The organism is Kitasatospora sp. NPDC028055, from assembly GCF_040637885.1.
In the GTDB taxonomy this organism is placed as follows: Bacteria; Actinomycetota; Actinomycetes; order Streptomycetales; family Streptomycetaceae; genus Kitasatospora.
Genome location: NZ_JBEZXE010000034.1, coordinates 1 through 22683, shown reverse-complemented (window position 1 = coordinate 22683; position 22683 = coordinate 1). Strand labels below are relative to the sequence as shown.

17 protein-coding genes are annotated in these 22683 nt (G+C 72.9%); 1 reads left to right on the top strand and 16 read right to left on the bottom strand.

The annotated features are described in order from the left end of the window. Positions 1-280 precede the first annotated feature (280 nt). The 16 genes from AB0F71_RS27790 to sigJ form a co-directional block, all read right to left on the bottom strand. On the bottom strand, positions 281-2863 hold the full coding sequence (locus AB0F71_RS27790) for a hypothetical protein (protein WP_360239447.1): 2583 nt from the start codon (positions 2861-2863) through the stop codon (positions 281-283). Between the two features lie 260 nt (positions 2864-3123). Then, entirely contained in the window at positions 3124-3720 is a 597-nt protein-coding gene (locus tag AB0F71_RS27785; protein ID WP_360239444.1) for a hypothetical protein, read from the bottom strand. Positions 3721-3857: 137 nt separating this feature from the next. Then, on the bottom strand, positions 3858-4892 hold the full coding sequence (locus tag AB0F71_RS27780; protein ID WP_360239441.1) for a substrate-binding domain-containing protein: 1035 nt from the start codon (positions 4890-4892) through the stop codon (positions 3858-3860). A 383-nt stretch (positions 4893-5275) separates the two neighbouring features. Further along, positions 5276-5680 carry a hypothetical protein gene (locus AB0F71_RS27775; protein ID WP_360239438.1) on the bottom strand — a complete coding sequence of 135 codons (405 nt, stop codon included), beginning with the start codon at positions 5678-5680 and terminating at the stop codon, positions 5276-5278. Then, on the bottom strand, positions 5670-6071 hold the full coding sequence (locus AB0F71_RS27770; protein WP_360239435.1) for a hypothetical protein: 402 nt from the start codon (positions 6069-6071) through the stop codon (positions 5670-5672). The genes AB0F71_RS27775 and AB0F71_RS27770 overlap by 11 nt, the downstream gene beginning before the upstream one ends. 265 nt (positions 6072-6336) lie before the next feature. Next, positions 6337-8022, bottom strand: coding sequence for a GAF domain-containing protein (locus AB0F71_RS27765; RefSeq protein WP_360239626.1), 1686 nt, complete (start codon positions 8020-8022; stop codon positions 6337-6339). 190 nt (positions 8023-8212) lie between these two features. Continuing rightward, on the bottom strand, positions 8213-11776 hold the full coding sequence (cydD, locus tag AB0F71_RS27760) for a thiol reductant ABC exporter subunit CydD (RefSeq protein WP_360239432.1): 3564 nt from the start codon (positions 11774-11776) through the stop codon (positions 8213-8215). Positions 11777-11780: 4 nt separating this feature from the next. Continuing rightward, the gene (gene cydB, locus AB0F71_RS27755; protein WP_360239429.1) at positions 11781-12818 is read right to left on the bottom strand and encodes a cytochrome d ubiquinol oxidase subunit II; all 1038 of its coding nucleotides are present in this window, start codon (positions 12816-12818) and stop codon (positions 11781-11783) included. A gap of 30 nt (positions 12819-12848) precedes the next feature. After that, complete coding sequence (locus AB0F71_RS27750; protein ID WP_360239426.1) at positions 12849-14411, bottom strand: cytochrome ubiquinol oxidase subunit I; 1563 nt, start codon at positions 14409-14411, stop codon at positions 12849-12851. Positions 14412-14758: 347 nt separating this feature from the next. After that, the gene (locus tag AB0F71_RS27745; RefSeq protein WP_360239423.1) at positions 14759-16129 is read right to left on the bottom strand and encodes an EF-hand domain-containing protein; all 1371 of its coding nucleotides are present in this window, start codon (positions 16127-16129) and stop codon (positions 14759-14761) included. Beyond that, positions 16122-16703: a Uma2 family endonuclease gene (locus tag AB0F71_RS27740; protein WP_360239420.1), complete on the bottom strand. Its 582-nt coding sequence runs from the start codon at positions 16701-16703 to the stop codon at positions 16122-16124. Before AB0F71_RS27740 ends, AB0F71_RS27745 begins: the two co-directional genes overlap by 8 nt. Positions 16704-16968: 265 nt before the next feature. Next, positions 16969-17910: an LAETG motif-containing sortase-dependent surface protein gene (locus AB0F71_RS27735; RefSeq protein ID WP_360239417.1), complete on the bottom strand. Its 942-nt coding sequence runs from the start codon at positions 17908-17910 to the stop codon at positions 16969-16971. A gap of 236 nt (positions 17911-18146) precedes the next feature. Next, the gene (locus tag AB0F71_RS27730) at positions 18147-19658 is read right to left on the bottom strand and encodes a HAMP domain-containing sensor histidine kinase (protein ID WP_360239414.1); all 1512 of its coding nucleotides are present in this window, start codon (positions 19656-19658) and stop codon (positions 18147-18149) included. 12 nt (positions 19659-19670) lie between these two features. Next, positions 19671-20423 (bottom strand): response regulator transcription factor, encoded by a 753-nt coding sequence (locus AB0F71_RS27725; protein WP_360239623.1) that lies wholly within the window; start codon positions 20421-20423, stop codon positions 19671-19673. A 294-nt stretch (positions 20424-20717) separates the two neighbouring features. Further along, the gene (locus AB0F71_RS27720; RefSeq protein ID WP_360239411.1) at positions 20718-21194 is read right to left on the bottom strand and encodes a carboxymuconolactone decarboxylase family protein; all 477 of its coding nucleotides are present in this window, start codon (positions 21192-21194) and stop codon (positions 20718-20720) included. Between the two features lie 94 nt (positions 21195-21288). After that, positions 21289-22221, bottom strand: a complete 933-nt coding sequence (gene sigJ, locus AB0F71_RS27715; protein WP_360239620.1) for an RNA polymerase sigma factor SigJ — start codon at positions 22219-22221, stop codon at positions 21289-21291. 193 nt (positions 22222-22414) lie between these two features. Here sigJ and AB0F71_RS27710 point away from each other — a divergent pair, with 193 nt between their 5' ends. Further along, a complete protein-coding gene (locus AB0F71_RS27710; protein ID WP_360239408.1) occupies positions 22415-22600 on the top strand; it encodes a hypothetical protein in 186 nt (61 codons plus the stop codon). Positions 22601-22683 lie beyond the last annotated feature (83 nt).

Sequence of the window (22683 nt, the reverse complement as noted above, 5' to 3'; positions counted from 1 at the left end):
GCGGTGGTGGCGCTCGGTCGCGATCGGCGGCGCCCGGCGGCGCGAAGTCGTTGCGGGGACGGCGAGTTGGCGTCGGACCGCGGTTCCGGTGCGTACCCATTCGGCCATCCGGAGGTGTCCACCCCGGGTCGGACGCATGTACGAGACCCCAACGAGCCAGTTCCGTGCCGGAGTTGACCCCCCAAGGTGGCCGGATCCGTTCCGGCCACCCTGGGCGGCGACGATCAACACGGGGCGCGACGGCGGCTGGAGCGACGGCCGCTGGAGCGCGCCCCGGCCGTCAGGGCCGACGGCGCAGCCGCGACCAGCCGCTCCGCAGCCCCGCCAGCGTCCGCTCCCCGGCCGGTGTCCCGCCCAGGATCAGCGCCGCCGGCCCGCCGACCAGCAGCACCAGGCCGCCGATCAGCGCGATCGGAAGCAGCAGGCGGGCGGTGCCGGAGCGGTCCGCCGCCGGCGTCCCGGCCGCGACGGGCGCGGCGCTCAGCGACTTGCCGGGCGTGCTCGGCGAGGCGCCCGGGGTCTTGCCCCCGGCTGCGGCCGCGGCCGCGGCGGCGCCCCCGGTGGTCGCGGCGCCCTCCCCGAGGCCGCCGGTCGAGGCCCCACCGAGGCCGCCACCGCTCGTGCCGTTGTCGGTTCCGGCGCTGACCGGGGTGGTGCCGCCCGCCGAGCCCGAGCCCGGGCCCTCCGCCGGGGTTCCCCCGCCGGTGCCCCCGTCGCCAGGGGTGACGGCCGGCGGGTTCGGCGGCGCGGCCTGGTTGCCGGGCAGCTTGGCGTCCTGCGCCTCCACGTGGGTGGCGGCGTCGGCCGCCTGGGCCCGCTGGGCGCTGGTGAGCGCCAGGAAGCCCGGCGCCAGGTGGCCCGGCTCGGTGCCGTAGACCTGGCCGCTGGTCGTGGTGGTCCGCAGGAAGGTGGTGATCGCGGCGGCCTTGCCGGCCGGGACGCCCTGGGTCGGCACCATCGCGTACTGCACGGTGGTCAGCGGGTAGGCCCGCTGGTCGCGGGAGTACGCCGTGTCGGCGATTCCGTACGGCAGCGACTGCACGCCCGTCGAGGCGTCGACGGTCATGTCGGCGACGGCGGCCTGGAAGCCGGTGGTCCCCGGGGAGACGAAGGCGCCGGCCGGGTTGAGCAGCTGGGCCTCGGGGAGGGAGTAGGCCTTGGCCTGGCCGGTGTCCATGATCGCGATCAGCATCCGCTGCCCGACGTCCACCGGCGCGCACTGGTCGTGCCCGCCGGTGCCGTTGAGGCCCGGGTTGACGCAGGTCGCCTTGTTCTGGAGGAACCCTCGCGCGACCTGGCCCAGTCCGCTGGTGACCGGGTTCCACTCGTACTGCATCAGGTGCTGGTAGGCGTCGACCTTGCTGCCGACGATCCCGGAGGAGTCCTGCCGGGAGAAGGAGTCGACCGGGTAGCCGGAGAAGGCCGGCCGGAGGTAGTAGGTGTTCACGTGCATGCCCCACGGGTCGGACTCGCCGTCCAGGAAGCGGGCGGCGTCCGGGTCCGAGGCGATCCACGAGGTCAGCTGGTACGTCAGGTCGGTCGTCCCGCCCACCACGGTCGGGCTGAAGTCGAACATGTCGCAGAACCTGGGCCACTTGAGCCCCGAGGTCGCCGGCAGCTGGTTCAGCTGGAGGAACTCGGGATCCGCGAACAGGCAGGTCGGATTGCCCTTCACCGAGGTGACCACGCCGCCGCGGGGCGCGTAGGACTGGGTGAGCAGCTTGGCCATCAGCCGCGCGTCGAGCTTCATGTCGCGGATCTGCCGGCCGGTGTCCTGGTCGTCCACCGAGAACACCACCGAGATGCCCGAGGTCGCCAGCGGCGCGTACACATAGGGCCGGGCCGGTGGTGAACCGTCCGCCCGGGCGGTCAGCGCCACGTCCGTCGACCCGCCGAGGAAGCGCGAACGGGCCTGCGGCTCACCGCCGGCCGACACGTACCGGACCGCCATCGGAGAATCACTCAGGCACAGGCCCGCACGCCACTGCTGCATGGCCCGGTTGAACATCTCCAGGCCCTCCGCGTCGAACGAACCGTTCTGCGACGCACAGGCCTGGGCCACCGGCGCGAAGGACAGCGGGATCACGATGCCGTTCTCCCACGCGCACTGCTCACCGCTCGACATGCCGTTGGCCGCGTAGCTGAACAGCGCCGCGTCGCTGGCGAGCGAACTCGAGCTGTCCAGCGAGTGGTTGAGGCAGTCGACGGAGGCCGTCGGGGTGGTCCGGCCGAGGCTGTCGCCGCCGTAGTTCGCCTCCACCACGAGGGAGCACGGGTGGGTGTCGTCACAGCCGAGCGTCGGGGCCTGGGCCTGGGTGTAGAGCTCGATGTTCGCGGCACCGGTGCCGTCCGCACCGGTCGGTGCGATCGCCATGTTGCTCGGGAAGTCGGGCGCGGTGCTCGACCCGGGCGGCAGGGTCTGTTGGAAGCCCGCCTTCGCGTCACCGCCGTACAGCGAGCTGTTGTAGCAGTCGGTCACCTTCGGAGTGGTACCGCGGCACTCGTAGATCCGCACGGGGTAGAGGTACTTGGCCTCGCCGACCCGCGCCAGGGTGACCTGTTGGCCGCTGGTGGTCTTGGTCGGGGTGAACCCGCTCCAGGAGACCTGCACCACCTGGTTGACCAGGTTCTTCGTCTGCGAGACCGTGATCTTGCCGGCCCTGCCGCGCGTCCCGGTCACCGGGTCGAGCACCTTGGGCCCCGGGACGGTCACGGTGGAGGACTCCGCCACCGCCTGCGGTCCGGCGCCCAGGCCGATCGGCACCACGCCCAGCGCCACCACCACCGACCACACCAGCGCGATCGCCGGAAGTCGGCGGCGCCATCTCCCCGGATCCCTCCGGTCGGGCAATCGGATTCTCATGGCGGGCACCTCCGTGCGGATCCGCGCCGCCCAGCACGCGGCGCAAGGTGGGATCGGGCATGCCGACGGCCGGGCACCCCCAGTACCCACCCATTCGGCCAGCCGGACGTGTCCGGATCCGGTCGACAGGATGTACGAGAACACAACGCGGCTCCCCTGGAACGGAGTTGGGCGCTCCCCTTGCACAGGAGCGGGCCCGCGCCGAGGAGCGGGCCCGCTGGGCACCCGGGATCACCGGGGGCGTCCGGGGAGGAGCCGGATCAGCTGCCGGGGGTGTAGGTCAGCGTGAAGGAGCCGAGCGACTGGCCGCCCGTGAAGTACGTGGTGCCCAGCGCGCCGTCGAGGTACTGGGCGCCGGCCGCGTCCAGCTGCAGGTCGGACGCCGAGAGCGTCTGGGTGGTGCCGGTGCGGCCGACCTGGGTGTCGCCCAGCGGGTCCAGCAGGGCCACCGGCGCGGTGGCGCCGTTCGGGACCGCCGAGACGTTCCAGTCACGGACCTTGAAGCCGAGCTGCTTGAAGGTGACGGTCTTGCCGTTGGTCAGGTTGACGAAGAGCAGTCCGCCGCCGAGCTGCACCTGGCCGGAGAACGACGGGATGTTGGCGACGCCGCCCGTCACCGGGAAGGTACTGGTCACGACGTTGTTCGTGACGTCCGCCGTGGCCGGCGTCAACGGGACCACGGCGATGCCGCCGAGCAGGCTCTTGGCCAGGAACTGCTGGTCGACCGTGACCACGGCGCTGCCGGTGGGCGCGGTGGTGGTGGCCGTGGTGTCGGCCGCAGCCACACCGCAGAATCCGGTGATCGCGAGGACCACGGCGGTCCCGGTGGCGGCGAGACGGACGCCGGTTCTTGCCATGTCGAACTCCCTGGGAGAGGTGGGACGGTGCGGTGGTGACCGGTGGTCAAGGGGCGGCCACGCCGCCGACTCCTGACGACCGACGGCCGACGGCCACGGGCGGCGGGCCCGTGGCCGTCGGATCGTGCGGGGTGTGATCAGGAGTGGATGGTGCTGCCGCAGGCACCGGCGTTGAGCGGCAGGAAGCCGAAGCTCTTGAGGTCCGCCTTCGCGGTGGCGTTGGTGCAGACCCAGCCGGTGGTGCCGAAGATGTTGCGCAGCGCGGCGCCGTGGGCGTCGGTCGCCTTCCACTCCGCGTCACGGACCACGTTGTAGACGGTGCGGGCGTAGGAGGTGGCGGCGAAGTCGCTGCTGATCACCTTGTTGGTGGTGTCGACCGGCGCGGTGTTGTCGATGCTGCGGATGGTCAGCGGGCCCTGGACGTCGGAGCCGCTGCCCCGGCCGTAGTACACCTGGCCGATGTAGTGGGCGACGGAGTAGGGGACCAGCGCGTCGGGGTCGGACAGGGCGGTGTCGCTGCCCTGGTTCTCCTGGACGCCCTCGGTGACGCACGGCTTGATGGTGGTGATGCCGAGCGCGGAGAGGAAGAACGACCGGGTGCCGGAGTTGGCCTGCGGCAGGTAGGGCTTGATGGTGTTGCTGGGCAGGCTGGGGTCGATCTGGTCCCAGGTGGTGATGTTGCAGTTGAAGATGTCCTTGAGGTTCTGCGTCGTCAGGTTGGCCGGCGCGTCACCGTTGTTCGGCGCGGCCCAGGACACCGCGTCCGTCGCGTAGGCGACGAAGTCGAAGGTGTTCGGGTCGGTCGACTGCGGGCCGCGCGAGGAACGGGCGAAGTCCACGGTCGCGCTGGTGTTGTTCTTGAGGGCCGAGATGCCGGCGCCGGAGCCGTTCGGGCGGGCGATCGAGGTCGCGCCGGTCTTGGTGGTGATCGGCGAGGAACCGGTCGCGTCCCAGCTGTACAGGTGCGGCTGGGTGGAGCCGGCGCCCAGGTGGGCGTTGTAGTCGGTGGAGAACTGGTTCAGCACGGCCTGGGTGGTGTCCGAGCCGACGCCGACGATGTCCTGGGCGGCCGGGGTGACGGTCGGGTCGGCCAGGGCCGAGCCGCTGACGACGGTGACCAGGGAGGTCGCCAGGGCGGCGACGGTGAGCAGCTTGGCAGCGGTCTTACGCATGTTCCTCTTCCTCCGAGGGAGAGACGTCCATCGCGTGAACCCGTGCTCCGGGGGGAGTCCGGGGCCGGGGGCCGTGTCTGCTGCGGCCGCTCCGGCAGTGCCGATCCTGTCCGGCCGGGAGGTTCCGTCGGAAGGGCCGTCGGGGCCGGTCGGGGAATGTCGACTCATCGGTTCGACGAGGTTTAGGCACTGGTCAACGCCGATGTGACAGGGGCGGAACAGGGGCTACGAACCCGGTCGACGTTCTTCTCCAGGAGGCGGCTCGGGGTGTTGCCGGAAACCTGCGCTTCACCGGGACAGCACGAAGCGGAACGGCCTGCAACGGAACTGCCTGGAACGGACCGGCCTGGAACGGACCGCCCTGGAGCGGAGCGGACCGGAGGCTACAGCGGCCAGCGGCCGTCACGGCCGGACCGTCGCCACTCCTGCCCGACCCACTGGAGTCCGGCCAGGAAGCCCTCGACGCCCGCCTGGCACTGGTCGCGCCGCAGGTAGCCACGGGCGCTGCGGGCGACCGGGACGGCGGGGGCCGCGCCCGGCCGGGTGGTGCGCACCGGCAGGTGGGCGGACCAGACCCACTGGCGGCCCTCGGCCTGGACGGTAGAGCAGCGCAGCGCGGCCCGTTCGATGATCAGTTCGCGCACCGCGTCGGCGAGTTCCTCCTCGCTGCGGTACGTCCGCACGCCGACGCCGAGCGGCCGCCCGTTGGCGGAGCGCAGCGCCCAGCCCACGCAGCGGTCGGCCGCGGGCACGATCAGCAGCCGCGGTCCGCGCCGCTCAGCTGCCATCGGGGCGTCTCAACGACACTGCTCTCCCGGGGAGTTCACGCGCGGACCCGTCACGCGCGGACCCGTCACGGACGGTTCCCTCACGGCCGGGCGCGTCACGGCCGGGCGCCTGGCGGACGGGCGGCTCGTGGACCGCCGCCTCGCGCGGCGGCTGCTTGGCGAGCAGCACCACGAAGCGACGGAAGGCGTTCTGGCACGTCGCGTACCGTTCGTACGCGCGGCTGGAGCGCACCTCGGGCAGGCTGCGCGTGCCGGGGACGACCCAGATCCAGCCGAGTCCGTCGCGGACATGGGTGATCCGCGCGGTCAGTCCCTCGGCGCCGGCCCGCAGTCCGTCGAAGCCCCGCTCGGCCTCGCCGGGCGTCTCGAAGAGCGCGGCGGTGATCGCCACCACCCGGCCGTTGGGTGCCTTCAGCTGCCAGCGGTAGCGCCCGTCCGGCGCACGCTCGGTCCGGAACCCCCCTCGGCTCGCCCCTGCTGCGGTGTGACCGCGGCCGGAACCGTCCACTGCCCCCTCCGTCCGGTTTCCCCTCCGGGACGGTGCCAAGCTATGTGTGCACACGGAACCGCCGAAAGCCCAGAACGTTCACAACTTGCGCCGTTGGTCGGGAAGTTCTCCCTCGTTCAGCTTCACTGGTTGGTACCCGGAACGGCGGTCAGAGCCGGGCCGTCCAGCGGACCACGGCGCCCTTCCGGTAGGGGCCGCGCTCGTGCCAGGCGGCGCCGCCGAGGGCCTCGGCGCGCCGGGTGAGGTTGAGCAGTCCGCTGCGCCGGCCGCCCTGGGGGATGCCGACGCCGTCGTCGGTGACGGTCAGCAGCACGCCGGGCCGCCCGCCCCGGTCCAGCGACTCGGGGTCGCCGCCGACGGGCCGTCCGGCGTCGTCCAGGTGGACGGTCGCGTCGACCTCGACGCCGACCCGGGAGGCACGGGCGTGCCGGGCCGTGTTGGAGAGCATCTCCCGCAGGGCCGCGAGGAGTTGACGGCCGGTGTTCTCGCCGACCAGGCTCTCGACCGGGCCGACGAAACTCACCGAGGGCTTGAAGCCGAGGGCGGCGGCGGCCTGGCTGGCCTCGCGCAGGACCCGGGTGCGCAGGGTGTCGGGGGCGTCGCCGTGGTTGTCGTGCTGGAGCGCGTAGATGGTGGTGCGGACCTCCTGGATGGTGGCGTCCAGTTCGTCGACCGCCCTGCCGATGCCCACCTTGACCTCGGGGACGACGGACCGGCGGGCGGCGCTCTCCAGCATCATCCCGGTGGCGAACAGCCGCTGGATGACGAGGTCGTGGAGGTCGCGGGCGATCCGGTCGCGGTCCTGGAAGACGGCCAGCCGCTGCTGGTCGCGCTGGCCCTCGGCGAGCCGCAGGGCGAGCGCGGCCTGGGAGGCGAAGGTCTCGGCGAGCTGCTTCTCGGAGTCGGTGAAGGGCAGGGCGCCGCGCGAGCGCCAGACGCAGAGTCCGCCGAGCACCCGCCCGGCGGCGACCATGGGCACGGCCAGGGACGGGCCGAAGCTGCGGGCGAGCCGCATCACCACGGTGGGGTCGCTGGACATGTCGTCGAGGTGGACGCTGTCGCCCTCCAGCAGCTGCGCGGCGAAGCTGTCCTTGGGCAGCAGTTCGCCGCGGACGAACTCGGCGGCCTCGCCGGAGGCGTGGGCGACCCGCATCTGCCCGTCCCCGTCCGCCGAGGAGCCGGGCGGGCCGGCCGGACCGGTGGGCAGCAGGATCATGCCGAGCGCGGCGCCCGCCAACTCCCGTACCTGTTCGGCGGCGACGGTGAGCGCGCCCTCGGCCTGCTCGGTGGAGAGCAGCGCGGTGGTGACGGCCGCGGCACCGGCGATCCAGCGTTCCCGGCGGCGGCCCTCCTCGTACAGCCGGGAGTTCTCGATGGCGACCCCGGCGGCCGCGGCGAGCGCGTGCACGACCTGTTCGTCCTCGGGGGTGAAGGCGCCGCCGCCCTTCTTCTCGGTGAGGTAGAGGTTGCCGAAGACCTCCTCGCGGACCCGGATCGGCACGCCCAGGAAGGTCTTCATCTGCGGGTGGTGCGGCGGGAAGCCGGAGGAGCGCGGGTCGGCGCCGAGGTCGGCGAGCCGGAGCGGTTCGGGGCGGTCGATGAGCGCGCCGAGGATGCCGCGGCCGGTGGGCAGTTCGCCGATCTCGGCGGCGGTGCCGTCGTCGATGCCGACGTGGATGAAGTCGGCCAGGCCGTGCCCGCCGGGGGCGATCACGCCGAGGGCCGCGTACCGGGCGTCGACGAGTTCGGCGGCGCCGGTGGCGATCCGGTGCAGGGTGGCGTGCAGGTCGAGTCCGGCCCCGATGGAGACCACCGCCTCCAGCAGGCGCTGCATCCGGTCGGTGACGGCGGCGGCGGACTGCAGCCGTTCCGCGACCTCGGTGACCAGGGTGTCCAGCCCGAGCGAGGCGATCTCGGGCACCCGGTGGGGGGTGGGCTCGGGGGCGGCCTCGGGGAGATCCGGCGTGGGGTCCATGGAGAAAGCCTACTTTTGTACGGTTTTCAGCCGAGGGACGATGCGGCCATCAGTGCCCCACGGCCTCCAACGGCGCCACCGTCTCCAGCGGCCCCACCACCTCCGACGGCGCCACGGCGTCCAGCGGCCCCACCAGCTCCAGCAGCCCGTCCGCCTCCCGCTCCCGGCGCCACAGCGCGCGCAGCCGCCCGTCCGGATCGGCGAGCAGCTCGGACCAGCGGCCGCGCTCGGCCACCCGGCCGGCCTCCAGCACCAACACCTCGTCCACGGTGGCGTCGTCCAGCCCGGCCAGCCGGTGGGTGATCAGCACGGTGGTGCGGCCCGCGGTGGCGGCCAGCAGGTCGGCGGTGAGGGCGTCGGCGGTGGGCAGGTCGAGATGCTCGGCGGGCTCGTCCAGGACCAGCACGGGGAAGTCGGCGAGCAGCGCCCGGGCGAGCGCGAGGCGCTGGCGCTGGCCGCCGGAGAGGCGGGCGCCGTGCTCGCCGACCATGGTGTCCAGGCCGTCCGGGAGGCCCTCGGTCCAGTCCAGCAGGCAGGCGGCGGCGAGGGCGGCGCGCAGCTCCGCCTCCTCCGCGTCGGGGCGGGCGAGCCGCAGGTTCTCGCGCAGCGAGCTGTCGAAGACGTGGGCGTCCTGGGCGCAGAGGCCGATCACCCGGCGGACGTCCTCGCCCGCGAGCGCGCGGCTGTCCACAGCCTGTGGACGACCGGCGGCGAAGGTGACGGACCCGGCACCGGGCTCCAGGAAGCGCAGCAGCGCCTGGGCGAGGGTGGTCTTGCCGGAGCCGGAGGGGCCGACCACGGCGATCCGGCGGCCGGGCGTGAGGTCGAGGTCGACGCCGGTGAGCGCGTCCACGGCCTGTCCGGGGTGCCGTACGGTCAGCCCGCGCACCGCGACGGGCAGCGGCCGCTCGGGCAGCGCGGCCGGTTCGGCGGGTTCCGCCACCACCGGCGGCGCGGTCAGCACCTCGTCCAGCCGGGCCCGGGCGGCGCGGCTGCGCTGGCGGGCCTGGACGGCGAGCGGCATCCCGGTGACGGCCTCGAAGGCGGCCAGCGGGGTGAGCACCACAACGGCCAGGCAGACCGGGGCCAGCGCGCCGTCGCGCACCCCCTGGATGCCGACGGCGGCCGCGGCGGCCACGGTCAGCCCGGTGAGCAGGGCGATCAGCCCGGTGCCGAGCGCGGTGGTGGCGGCGGAGCGGGCGGCGAGGCCGGTCAGGGCGGCGTCGGCGCTGCGGACGGCGGCCAGCCGGGCGGGCAGCGCGCCGGCCACGGTGAGTTCGGCGGTGCCGGTGAGACCGTCCACCACGGCGGTGGCCAGGCGTCCCCGGGCGGGGGCCTGGCGCCGCTCGGCGCCGGCCGACCAGCGGGCGGTCAGCGCGGGCACCAGCACCCCGGCGAGCAGCAGTCCGAGGCCGAGCACCAGCCCGGCGGCGGGCAGGAAGGCGCCCATCGCGACGGCCGAGGCGAGCGCGACCACGGCCGCGACGGCGGCGGGCAGCCGCCAGCGCAGGTGGTGGTCCTGGATCGCGTCGACGTCGGCGACCAGCCGGGAGAGCAGGTCGCCGCGCCGGAAGGCGGGCAGCCCGGCGGGGGCGAGCACGGTCAGCCGGCGGTACACGGCGGCCCGCAGGGTGCCGAGGGTGCGCAGCACCGCGTCGTGGGAGACCAGCCGTTCGGCGTAGCGGAAGACGCTGCGGCCGATGCCGAAGGCCCGGACGGAGGTGACGGCCATCATCAGGTAGAGCACCGGGGGCAGTTGGGAGGCCCGGGAGATGAGGTAGCCGGAGGTGGCCATCAGGGCGACGGCGCTGCCCAGGGCGAGCGCGCCGAGCAGCACGGACAGGGCCAGCCGGGGGGCGGCGGGCTCGGCCTCGGGCTCCTCGGGCACGGCGGGGGCGGGGGTGGGCCGGCCGGTGTGGGTGAGTGGCTCGACCGGGCCGGGGAGCTCGGCCTCGACGGCGGCGGGGCCGAGGAGCCGGATCCGCTGCTCGGCGACGGCCAGCAGCGCCGGCCGGTGGGCGACCACCAGCACGGTGCGCGCCGGGTCCTCGGCGAGGGTCCGGACGGCGGCCACGACGGCCGCCTCGGAGTCGCCGTCCAGGTGGGCGGTGGGCTCGTCGAGGAGCACCAGCGGCCGGTCGTCGGCGAGCAGCACCCGGGCGAGGGCGAGGCGCTGGCGCTGGCCGGCCGAGAGCCCGGCGCCGTCCTCCCCCAGTTCGGCGTCCAGGTCGGTGACGAAGTCGAGCGCGTGGGCGGCCCGCAGCGCCGTCCACAGCTGCTCGTCGGGGGCCTCGGGCCGGTGCAGCCGCAGGTTGTCGGCGATCGTCCCGGCGAACAGGTGGGGGCGCTGGGGCACCCAGGCGATCTGCCGCCGCCAGCTGTCCGGCTCCAGTTCGGCGAGGTCGTGGGTGCTGCCGTCGGCGGCGGTGATCCGGACGCGGCCGGCCTCGGGGGCGGTGAGGCCGAGCAGGACGGCCAGCAGGGTGGACTTGCCGGCTCCGCTGGGCCCGGTGAGGGCGGTGCTGGAGCCGGGGCGCAGGGTGAGTGCGGCGCCGTCCAGGGCGGGCCGGGCGCGGCCGGGGTGGCGTACGGTCAGGCCCTCGGCGGTGATCACGGCGCCGGTGAGGTCGGGGGCGGGGCGGGTGCCGGCGGCGGGCAGCGGGGTCTCCAGCACCCGGAAGATCTCGTCGGCGGCGGTGAGCCCCTCGACGCTGGAGTGGTAGAGCGCGCCGACCTGGCGGATCGGGAAGTACACCTCGGGGGCGAGGACCAGGATCAGCAGCCCGGTCTCCAGGTCCAGGGTGCCGTCGACCAGCCGGAAGCCGACGGTGACCGCGACCAGGGCGACGGACAGGGTGGAGAGCAGTTCCAGGGCGAAGGAGGAGATGAAGGCGATCCGCAGGGTGCGCAGGGTGGCCCTGCGGTAGTCGGCGGTGATCCGGGCGATGGTGGCGGCCTGGGTGCGGGCCCGGTTGAACACCTTGAGGGTGGGCAGGCCGGCGACCACGTCCAGGAAGTGGTGGGAGAGCCGGGCCAGGGTGTTCCACTGCCGGTCCATCCGGGACTGGGTGGCCATCCCGATGAGCACCATGAACAGCGGGATGAGCGGCAGTGTCCCGGCGATGATCGCGGCGGAGGTGAGGTCGGCGCCGACGATCCGCAGCAGCACGATCACCGGCACGACCACGGCGAGCGCGAGCTGCGGCAGGTAGCGGGCGAAGTAGTCGTCGAGGGCGTCGATGCCGCGGGTGGCGAGGGTGGTGAGTTCGCCGGTGCGCCGGCCCATCAGGTAGGACGGGCCGAGCGCGGTGGCGTGGTCGAGCAGCCGGCGCCGCAGGGTGGACTTCACCCGGGCGACGGACCGGTGCGCGGTGAGTTCGGTGAGCCAGCCGACCAGCCCGCGGCCGACGGCGGTCAGGGCGAGCAGGACCAGCGGGGTGGTCAGTTCGCCGAGGCCGGCCCCGCGCTGGAAGGCACGGACCACGATCTCGGCGATCAGGCCCGCCTGGGCGACCACCAGGGCCGCGCCGGCCCCGCCGAGGAGCACGGATCCGGCGAGGAAGGCCCGGGTGGTACGGGCGTGCGCGAGCAGGCGCGGGTCGACCGGCTGCACGGCGTCAGGCCTGGTCGAGCGGGGCGGCGGGCTGGTGGCCGGCCTGGTGGCCGGGGATGTGCTGGACCCCGATCCGCTTGCGGAACACCCAGTAGGTCCAGCCCTGGTAGAGCAGCACCAGCGGGGTGAACACGGCGGCCACGACGGTCATCAGCTTGAGCGTGTACGGCGAGGAGGCCGCGTTGGTCACGGTCAGGCTCCAGTCCGGGTTGAGCGTGGACGGCATGACGTTCGGGAAGAGCGCCAGGAAGAGCATCGCCACGGCGGCCACGATGGTCACCCCGGAGAGGACGAACGCCCAGCCCTCACGGCCGAGTTGGTTGGCCGCCAGGGCGCTGACCAGGGCCAGCACGGCGACCACCAGGGCGGCCAGGCTGCGTCCGTTGCCGCTGTCCGCCTGGGTCCAGACCAGGAAGGCGAGGGCGAGGACGGCGGCGGCCAGGCCCGCGTACCGGGCGGCCCGGCGGGCCCGCTCGCGGATCTCGCCGACGGTCTTGAGCGCCGCGAACACCGCGCCGTGGAAGGTGAACAGGGTGAGCGTCACCAGCCCGCCGAGCAGCGCGTACGGGCTGAGCAGGTCGGCGAGGCCGCCGACGTAGTTCTTCTGCGCGTCGATGTCCACACCGCGGACGATGTTGGCGAAGACCACGCCCCACAGGAAGGCGGGGAGGAGGGAGGTCCAGAAGATGGCCTCCTCCCAGTTGCGCTGCCACCGGGCGCCGTCGCGCTTGGCCCGGTACTCGAAGGCCACGCCGCGGACGATCAGGCAGACCAGGATGGCCAGCAGCGGGATGTAGAAGCCGCTGAACAGGGTCGCGTACCAGTCCGGGAAGGCGGCGAAGGTGGCGCCGCCGGCGGTCAGCAGCCAGACCTCGTTGCCGTCCCAGACCGGGCCGATGGTGTTGATCAGCACCCGCCGCTCGGCGGTGTCGCGGGCGAGCGGCTTGGTGAGGACGCCGATCCCGAAGTCGAAGCCCTCCAGGAAGAAGTAGCCGATCCACAGGACCGCGATCAGCACGAACCAGACGTCGTGGAGTTGCATGTCAGATCCTCAAATCCCCTGGGGTGCGCGTCAGTACGCGAAGGCGAGCGGCTTGTCGGCGTCCTCGTCCGCGGACGGGCCGCGCAGCGTCGGGTCCTTGGCCGGGGGCTGCTCGGTCACCACCGGGCCGGCCTTGGCGTACTTGACCAGCAGCCGGACCTCGACGACGGCGAGGATCGCGTACAGCGTGGTGAAGGTGGCCAGCGCGCCGATCTGGGTGCCGACACTCACGTTCGGGGAGACGGCGCTCGCGGTGGTCATCAGGCCGAAGACGGCCCAGGGCTGGCGGCCCATCTCGGTGAAGATCCAGCCGAAGCTGTTGGCGATCAGCGGGAAGCCCATGGTCAGGATGCCGATCCGCCAGCTCCACCTGGTGAGCAGCGGGCCCATCTCCCGGGACGGGGTGAGCATCAGCCGGGGCACCTCGGTGTCGCCGGTGCGGAACTCGGGGCGCAGCAGGAACTTCCGGCGGGTGGTCCAGAGGCCGATCAGGGCGGCCACGAAGGAGGTCATCCCGAAGCCGATCATGAATCGGAAGCCCCAGTACGTCACGAAGACGCTCGGGATGTAGCTCTTGGGGTCGCCGCCGTGCGCGGCGGCCTCGGCGGCCGCGGTGTCGTTGATGCCGGGCACGGAGGAGCTGAAGTCGTTGTGGGCGAGGAAGGAGAGTATCCCGGGGACCTCCAGTGCGACCGAGTTGTGGCCCTTGCTGACGTCGCCGACCGCGAAGATCGAGAACGGCGCGGGCGACTGGGTGTCCCAGAGCGCCTCGGCGGCGGCCATCTTCATCGGCTGCTGCTCGAACATGACCTTGCCGAGGGTGTCGCCGCTGAGCGCGGTGCCGGCGCCGAAGACCACGGCGAGGACCAGGCCGAGCCGCAGCGAGGTGCGCATCACGGCGGTCTTCCTGGGGTCGACGGTCTCGGCCCCTCCGCTCCTGGCAAGCAGCCGCTTGGCCTTCCAGAGGTGGAAGGAGGAGATGCCGACCATGAAGGCGGCGCCGGTGAGGAAGGCGGCGGTCAGGGTGTGGAAGACGACGGTGAGGGTGGTGTTCTGGAACAGCACCTTGGCGATGTCGGTGAGCTGCGCCTTGCCGGTGACCGGGTCGATCGAGTAGCCGACCGGGTGCTGCATCCAGGAGTTGGCGGCCAGGATGAAGTAGGCGGAGAGCACGGTGCCCAGGGCGACCATCCACATGCAGGCACAGTGGATCTTCTTCGGCAGCTTGTCCCAGCCGAAGATCCACAGGCCGATGAAGGTGGACTCGAAGAAGAAGGCGATCAGCGCCTCCATCGCGAGCGGGGCGCCGAAGACGTCACCGACGAAGCGGGAGTAGTCGGACCAGTTCATGCCGAACTGGAATTCCTGGACGATTCCGGTGACGACGCCCATCGCGATGTTGATGAGGAAGAGCTTTCCCCAGAACTTCGTCGCGTGGAAGTACTTCTCCTTGTTCGTACGCACCCAGGCGGTCTCCAGCCCGGCCACGATCGCGGCCAGGCTGATGGTGAGCGGTACGAAGAGGAAGTGGTAGACGGTGGTGACTCCGAATTGCCATCGCGCGATCGTCTCGTGAGCGATTGCCAGTTCCACGTCGCCCTCTCTCCCAACCGGCCCTTTCCAGGGCATGTTCCGGACAAACTTCATCTATAGCCGTAGACCGTCGCACACCCGTGCAAGCTTGTCCGCTTGTGAACGTGAACACGTTCACAAGCACAGTATCCACCATCCTTACGGGCGAACGGCAGGTGGGGTGGGGTTGACACTCCTGTGCGGTGCGTCACGGTTTGCGAAGGCGGTGCGCACAGTCTGCGGACCGGCCGGGGCCGGGGCAACGAACGAGTGGGCGGACGGCGCGTCGCTCTTGGCCGAACCGGCGCTTGACAGCGGCACGCCCCGCTCGCCATCGCGAGCGGGGCGTGCTAGGGCCGCCCTCTCGACTACGGGCGGCCGAGGAGCTGGGCGCCCGAGGTGGAGTCGGCCCGGGCGGTGAAGAACTCGGTGAAGCCCCCCACGAACTCCTCCACCGTGATCCGCCCGTCCCCGTCCGTGTCCAACTGGCGGAACCCGTGCGACAGCTCGGCCGGGTGCACCCGCGGGCCGCCGAACACCGCGCGGTACTCGTCGAACTCCAGGAAGCCGCTGCCGTCGGTGTCGGCCGCGGTGAACACCGCCCGCAGGGCGGGCAGCAGCCCCCGCTCCAGGTACGCGTCGTCCCGGTCGCAGCCCGCCAGGGTCGCCGCCACGAACTCCTCCCGGCTCACCTCGCCGTCCCCGTCGGCGTCCATCGCCGCCCGCAGCTGCTCCCACCACCCGTCGAAGGCCGCGTACACCCGGGCCTCCGCGGCCTCGTCCAACTCCAGCTGCCAGCACACGTTGTGGGCCATCGCCCGCAGGTCGTGCACGGTGATCACGCCGTCCCCGGTCTGGTCGAGCACCTCGCGGAAGAACCGGTCCACCCGGGAGCCGCGCGCGTCCCGGCGCCGCGGCCGAAGCCGGCGCGGCGGGGCCACCCGCTCCTCCGGGGAGCGGTAGCGCATCCGCTCCGGGAGGCGCGGCACGACGATCCCGGCGCCACGGTGCAGCAGCACCGACAGCAGGGCGCCCCGCCGGGTCCGGACCAGGCCGAGCCGCTCCCGCACGGTCGGCGGCAGGTCGGCCACCGTGAGCTCCCGGATCGCCGCGGCGACGACGACCCGCAGCACCCGCCACCCGGCGTCCCCGAGGAACCACAGCCGGCGCGGGCGGGGCGCCTCGCGCAGGACGTCCTCCAGGAGGTAGCGGGCGGCCTCGGTGAACTCCAGCTTCTCGGCGGTGTACCGGGCGAAGTAGCCGGGCAGGTCGGCGGCGGTCTTCGGGAGTTCCTCCTCCGGCAGCTCGAAGGCCGCGATCGCCTCCCTGAACTCCCGGTAGGCCAGCTCCAGTTGGTCGGCGTCGTACGGGTCGCCGCCGAGCCGCCGCATGGCGGCCACGCACTCGAACAGCGTCAGCAGCACCCACACCCTGGTCGCCGGGTCCCGGGCGTCGTACGCCCGGCCGTCCGGCAGCGTGCCGCGGATCCGCTTGTGCGCCCGGTTCAGCCGGGCGACCTCGCGGCGCAGGGTGTCCGCGTCCTGGTAGAACAGCCGTCGCCCGCTCCCCAGGGTGTGCTCGATCCGCCGCCACGGGTGCGCCCGGTAGGTGGAGTGCTCGTGCATCCCCGCCCCCACCGCCGGATCCGCCGCCTGGAGGATCAGCAACCGCCAGGCGACGAGGGCGATCCGCCACTCGGAGAGGTCCCGCTTGAAGGAGACGGACGTCTGGTCAACCACGGGGCTCTCCGGTGATGTCGGGGCCGATCACGAAGCCCTTGGCGGGGCCCTCGGGGATCACGGCCTCCTTGCCGTACGGGACACGGACCGACGAGGCGTACTCCCGGCGGCCGGGGTCAGGGCTGGTCAGGACGGTCACGACGCCGCCCTCGTCGTAGTCGTCGATGATCACGTACACCGGAATACCGGCACGGGCGTACGCGCGACGTTTGAGGACGTGGTCGCGCTTGCGTGCCTCGGCGCCCGGCGAAACGGTCTCGACCACCATCGGCACACCCGAAGCCAGCACCCCCAAGCCCTCCGGATGCTCGATCTCGTCGACGTCCTCGGGCGCCACGAAGACGTCCGGGATGAACACCTTCAGATCGGCAATCACGTTGCCGTCCTGCGCCGGCCCGTAGCCGGTGCCGCTCAGAAAGTCGTGGAGAGCCCTGCCCAGCCGCCTGTTGACAGTGAAATGACGAGCTCCGCCAGTGGGTGACAAGGTGATCGTCCCCTCGATGATCTCCGCGCGGAAGCCCTCGGGCACATCCATGGACTTCCACGCTTGCCACAGCACCTGGTCCAGGTTCACGACGGCCACCTCGGTAACTAACGCGCTCACGAGACACCTCTTTTCCCGTCCAGTGTGATCAGCCCGTGCGAGCCCGCACAAGCGACGGCTGCACGGTCGCACACGACCGGAGGGCCGAGTGGGTGAATGGTTCCCGGTTCACCCGAACGGGGCGTTTGGGGTGCGGAAACGCAAAACCGCAGGGCAGGCCGGGAGGGGGCCTGCCCTGCGGTTCGGGGTGCGGCGGGTTCGCGGCCTCCTCCCGAGCGGGCGCGAACCGGGTGGGTCAGGAGGTGGGGCGGGTGCCCTTGCGGCGCGAGACGTAGAGGGCGGCGGCGCCGAGGCTGATGGCGGTGGCCGCGCCGAGGGCGAGGTACGGGGTGGCCGGGTTGGAGCCGGTCTCGGCGAGCTCGGTGGCCGAGCCGGTGGTGGCGGCGGGCGTCGTACCGGTGTTGGCGGTCGTCGTCTGCGTGGCCGAAGTGGCCGAAGTGGCCGAAGTGGCCGAAGTGGTGGACGCCGCGGCCGACTTGTCGGTGGTCGAGGTGGTGTCGGTGGCCGGGGTGACGGTGCCGGGCTGCTGGGCGCCCTGGTCGGCGGGCGTCTCGGCGGGCTTGTCGGTCGGCTTCTCAGCCGGCTTGTCCGTCGGCTTCTCGGCCGGCTTCTCCGTAGGCTTGTCGGTCGGCTTCTCGGCCGCGGCCCTGGCGTCGGCGAGGGCCTTGTCGGCGTCGTTCTTCGCGGCAAGGGCGGCGTCGACCGCCTTGTTGGCCTCGTTGATCCTGCGGAAGAGGTCGACCCTGGCGTCGTCCGCGGCCGTGCCGGCGGCCGCGGCGGCAGTCTGGGCCTGCTGCTCGGCGGCGATGGCGGCGTTGGCCTTGTCCATCGCCTTCAGCAGGTCCTGCCGGGCCTTCTCCCGCTCGGCGGCCGAGGCCTTGTCGTAGACGGACATGGCCTTGTGGAGGTCGTCCTCGGCGGCGGTCCGGGCCTCGGTGGCCTTCTTGGCGGCGGCCTGCGCCTCGCGGTGCTTGGCGAGGTAGGGCGCCGGGTCGAAGGTCTCGAGCTTGGCGGCGATGTCGGCCTGGGTCGCCTTGGCCTTCTGGTAGGCCTTGGCCGCGTCGGCGGCGGCCTTCTCCAGGGCCGCGATCGAACCGGCGTCGTTCTGGGTCTGCGCCGCCGGAGCCGACTCCGCGAACGCGGGTGCCGCGGAGAGCATGGCTGCGGGCGAGATCACGGCTGCTACGAGGGCGGCCGAAACCAGCGAACGGCGGAAATGCACAATGACCCCTTTCGGGTCGGAAAGGACGGCAAATGCCCTTGTCCGGGCGCCTTCTGACGCTCGGACAGCGCCGATCATAGGCATACGGATTCTTTACTCTCCATGCCGGTTTCCGGCAGTGAAGGGAACGCCGGAATTGCTGGGTTCGCAGCGGAATCGACGAGCCGACGAGCCGACGAGCCGACGGTGACTCAGGAAGCGCGGTCGCCGTCGGCGGGCAGTTCGACCCGGAAGGTGGCGCCGGCGCCCGGGGCGGTGTCCAGGGTGAGGGTGCCGCCGTGGGCGCGGGTGAGGGCGGTGGCGATGGCGAGGCCGAGTCCGCCGCCGCCGCCGTTGTCGCGGCTGCGGGAGGCGTCGACCCGGTAGAAGCGGTCGAAGACCCGCTGGGCCTGCTCCTCGGTGAGGCCCGGCCCGGCGTCGGCGACCTCCAGCAGGCAGACCCCGTCGGCGCCGCCGCCGACCCCGATCCGCACCGGGGTGCCGGGCGGGGTGTGCTTGACGGCGTTGCCGACCAGGTTGGTGACCACCTGCCGCAGCCGCGCCTCGTCGCCGAGGACGGGCGCCGCGCCGGGCGCGCCGCTGCCGGCCGGGCCGGTGAGGGCGACCGGGCGGCTGGGGTCGAGCGCGGTGAGGTCGTGCAGGGCGTCGGCGGCGAGGGTGCGCAGGTCCATCGGGGCGAGGTCGAGCGGGCGTTCCTCGTCGAGCCGGGCGAGCACCAGCAGGTCCTCGACCAGGGTGCCCATCCGGACGGCCTCGCTCTCGATCCGGCTCATGGTCCGGGTGACGTCCGCCCCGGTGGGCAGCGCGCCCATCCGGTACAGCTCGGCGAAGCCGCGGATGCCGGCCAGCGGGGTGCGCAGTTCGTGCGAGGCGTCGGCGACGAAGCGCCGCATCCGGGCCTCGGACTCGGCGCGGGCCGCGAAGGCCGCCTCGATCTGGGTGAGCATGCCGTTGAGCGCGACGGACAGCCGTCCGACCTCGGTGCCGGGGGAGAGTTCCGGCATCCGGTGCGACAGTTCGCCGGCCGCGATCCGGGCGGCGCCCTCCTCGATCCGCCGCAGCGGCCGCAGTCCGGCCCGGACGGCGAAGAAGCCGAGCGCGGCGATGAGCAGCAGGACGCCGCCGCCGATGGCCAGGAAGGAGGTGCCGAGGCGGGCGGTGGTGGCGTCGACGTCCTCGCGGGAGACGGCGACCATGACGTAGGTCGGGGTGCCGACCGGGGAGGCGAACACGCCGGGCCCGGGGGTCGGCGTGCGCGGGGCCTGGATCGGCAGCACCAGGACCCGCCAGCTGTGGTGGCCGCGCTGGTCGGGCAGGTCGAAGGGGGAGTCCGGAGCGGTCTGGGTCGGGTCCAGGCCGCCGAGTTGGGGAGCCGGGTCGCTGTCCGAGACGGGCTGGCGGAGCGAGTTCTGGACCTTGCCGTCCGCGGACAGCCACTGCACCAGGTACTGGCTGGGCAGGCTGATCCGGCGCCCCGAGAGGACCGGCTTGCTGCTGCCCGGGGTGCTCACCTGCATCGGCGCCTTGCGGGACAACGGCACGCCGTAGCGCTGGAGTTGCTCGTCCAGCTGCTCCACCAGCTGGGCCCGGACGGCGCCCAGCACGAAGGTGTCGCTGACCACGAGCCCGGTGGTCACCAGCACGAGGGCGAGGACCAGGAGCCGGGCGCGCAGGGACAACCGGGAGGTGAAGCGGGTGAACACGGGCGGGACCGGTCAGCCCTGCGGGGGGCGGCGCAGCGCGTAGCCGATGCCGCGCACGGTGTGGATCAGCTTGGGGCCGTGCGCCGGGCCGGAGTCGAGCTTGCGGCGCAGGTAGGAGATGTACGACTCGACGATGGAGAGGTCGCCGCCGAAGTCGTAGGCCCAGACGTGGTCGAGGATCTGCGCCTTGGACACCACCCGGCCGACGTTGGCCATCAGGTAGTGCAGCAGCTTGAACTCGGTCGGGGAGAGCGCGACCGGGGTGCCGGCCCTGGTCACCTCGTGGGCGACCGGGTCGAGGCTGAGGTCGGCCACCAGCAGGCGCCCGTCCTCGGCGGGGCCGCCGGCCCGGCGCAGGATCGCCCGGATCCGGGCGATCAGCTCCTCCAGGCTGAACGGCTTGGTGACGTAGTCGTCCGCGCCCGCGGCCAGGCCCTGCACCTTGTCGCCGACGCCGTCCTTGGCGGTGAGGAACAGCACCGGCAGGTGGTCGCCCGGGTGTCCGTGCGCGGGCCCGGCTATCTGGCCCCGGTTGGTGCGCTCGCGCAGCTTCTCGACGACGGTGAAGCCGTCGAGGTCGGGCAGCATCACGTCGAGGACCACCAGGTCCGGACGTTCGACGGCGATCAGCTCCAGCGCTTCCGTCCCGCTCGCGGCGGAGGCGACCCGGAATCCGGAGAACCGCAGCGAGGCTGCGAGCAGTTCGCGGATGTTCGGCTCGTCGTCCACGACGAGGAGGAAGGCCTCGCCCTGGCCCCCGGCCACGGCGGGGCCGCCCGGTGTGGTGACAGTGCCTTGCACGGGGGTTTCGCCTCCCGGTCGGACGATGACGTTCAGCATGAGGCTAGCCCCCGGAGGCTACGCGGCATGGATGAATGTTGGATTAACACCTTAACGGTCGGTTTTACGGCGACAAGCCCCCAGGGGCGGGGCTCGGTGGTGTGCGTACGGGCCGGTCACGCCCCCGCCCGCCCTCGCCCGCCCCCAGCGGCCCCACCGGCCCCGGAGGACGGCGGGCGGCCGGACGGAGTGCCGTCCGACCGCCCGCGCGGGCCCCGCTCAGTGCTGGCCGAACTGACCCGGCCGGTAGTCGCCGGCGGGCTGGCGGATCATGACGTTGCCCCGGTTGAAGGCGTTGATCAGCGCGATGACGCAGACCAGCGCCGCGAGCTGCTCCTCGTCGTAGTGCTTCGCCGCGTTCTCCCACGCCTCGTCCGTCACCCCGCCCCCGTCGGCCAGCCGGCTGCCCTGCTCCGCCAGCTCCAGGGCGGCCCGCTCGGCGTCGGTGAAGACGGTGGCCTCGCGCCAGGCCGCCACCAGGTTCAGCCTGGTCGCCTCCTCCCCCGCGTGCACGGCGTCCTTGAAGTGCATGTCGACGCAGAACCCGCAGCCGTTGATCTGGCTGGCGCGCAGCCGCACCAACTCCTGGGTCGCGTACGGCAGCGACGAGTCGGCGAGCTGCTTGTTCGCGGCGATCAGGTGCTTGGAGAACTTGGTCATCACCGGGTTGGCGAAGGGGTTCAGTCGGGCTTCCACGGTGTGCTCCCTCGGTTTCGGTGCTTCCTTGCCGTTGTCGTTCTCTAGGACCAGGTAGCCGGGCGCCGTGTGACACCCCCGGACGTGACCCGCGTCACCCCTGCCAGGGGCGGAGCTTCTCCGGGTTGCGCACCACCCAGATGTGGGAGATCCGGTGCCCGGTGGTCCGGAAGGCGATCACCGTGTCGGTGACGCCGTCCTGCTCGGCGACCAGGCCCGGCAGGCCGTTGACGGTGCGCTCCCGCAGCCTCCGGCCGCCGACGAGCCCGGCGGAGCCGGCGTAGGCGCGGGCGATCCGCTCGCTGCCGACGAGCGGCTCCAACAGGGCGCCGGCCAGGCCCCCGCCGTCGGCGATCACGGTGGCCTCCGGGTCGAGCAGGTCCATCAGCGACCTGACGTCCTTCGCCTCCCAGGCCCGCTTGAACTCCCGGACGAGGCCCGCCTGCACGCCCGTCGTCGCTACCGGCGCCTGCGCCTCGCGGATCCGGCGGCGGGCCGAGGCGGCCAGCTGTCGGCAGGCCGCCGCCGAGCGGCCGACGACGGCGGCCACCTCGGCGAACGGGTACTGGAAGACGTCGTGGAGGATGAACGCCACCCGCTCGGCGGGCGTCATGGTCTCCAGGACGACGAGGAAGGCCATGTTTACCGACTCGTCGAGGGTGATCCGGTCCGCCGGGTCCGCCGGGTCCGCCGGGTTCGCCGGGTCCGCCGCCGCGCCGTCGGCCCCCTCCCGGTGTCCGGGCAGCGGCTCGGGCAGCCACTCGCCCACGTAGCGCTCCCGCCGGGCGCGGGCGGAGCCGAGCTGGGTGAGGCAGATCCGGCTGGCGACGGTGGTCAGCCAGCCGGCGGGCGAGGCGACGGCCTGCCGCCGCTCCGCCGGCATCGCGTACCAGCGGGCGCAGGTCTCCTGCACGACGTCCTCGGCGTCGGCGAGGGAGCCGAGCATCCGGTACGCCAGGTTGGTCAGCCGCCGCCGCTCGCTCATGATCACGCTCAGGTCGTCGCCCATCTCCCCGTTCACGCCCATCTCCCCGCCCGCGTCCCCGTACACGTCCATGTCCCCGTCCACGTCCATGGCCCCACCCGCCTCCGGTCCGTTCCGTCACTCCTACGACTGCACAGCGCAGCGGAATGTGACAGCCGCCCCGGCACCTCACGTTCCGGCGTGCCGTTCGGTCGTACCCGGCAGACGGAACCGAACGCCACGAAGGAGAACCACCATGAACGACTTCCGGAGCACCGCCGACCTGGTCGAGATCCAGGCCCCGCAAGCCGAGTTCACCGATGCGGTGATGATGCGCGACGGCCACCGACCGGCCGGGGACGCGGCGGCGGGTGCGGGCTTCGACGCCCCCGCGGACGCGGAACGCCTGGAGCGGGCGGCCGCCGCCCTGCTTGAGTTCTAGGGATCGTTGCAACGCCCCAGCTGGGGAGTGCAATGACCTTCGAGATCCGCGAGGACCGGCAGCCGCAGGGGCCCAGGAAGCTC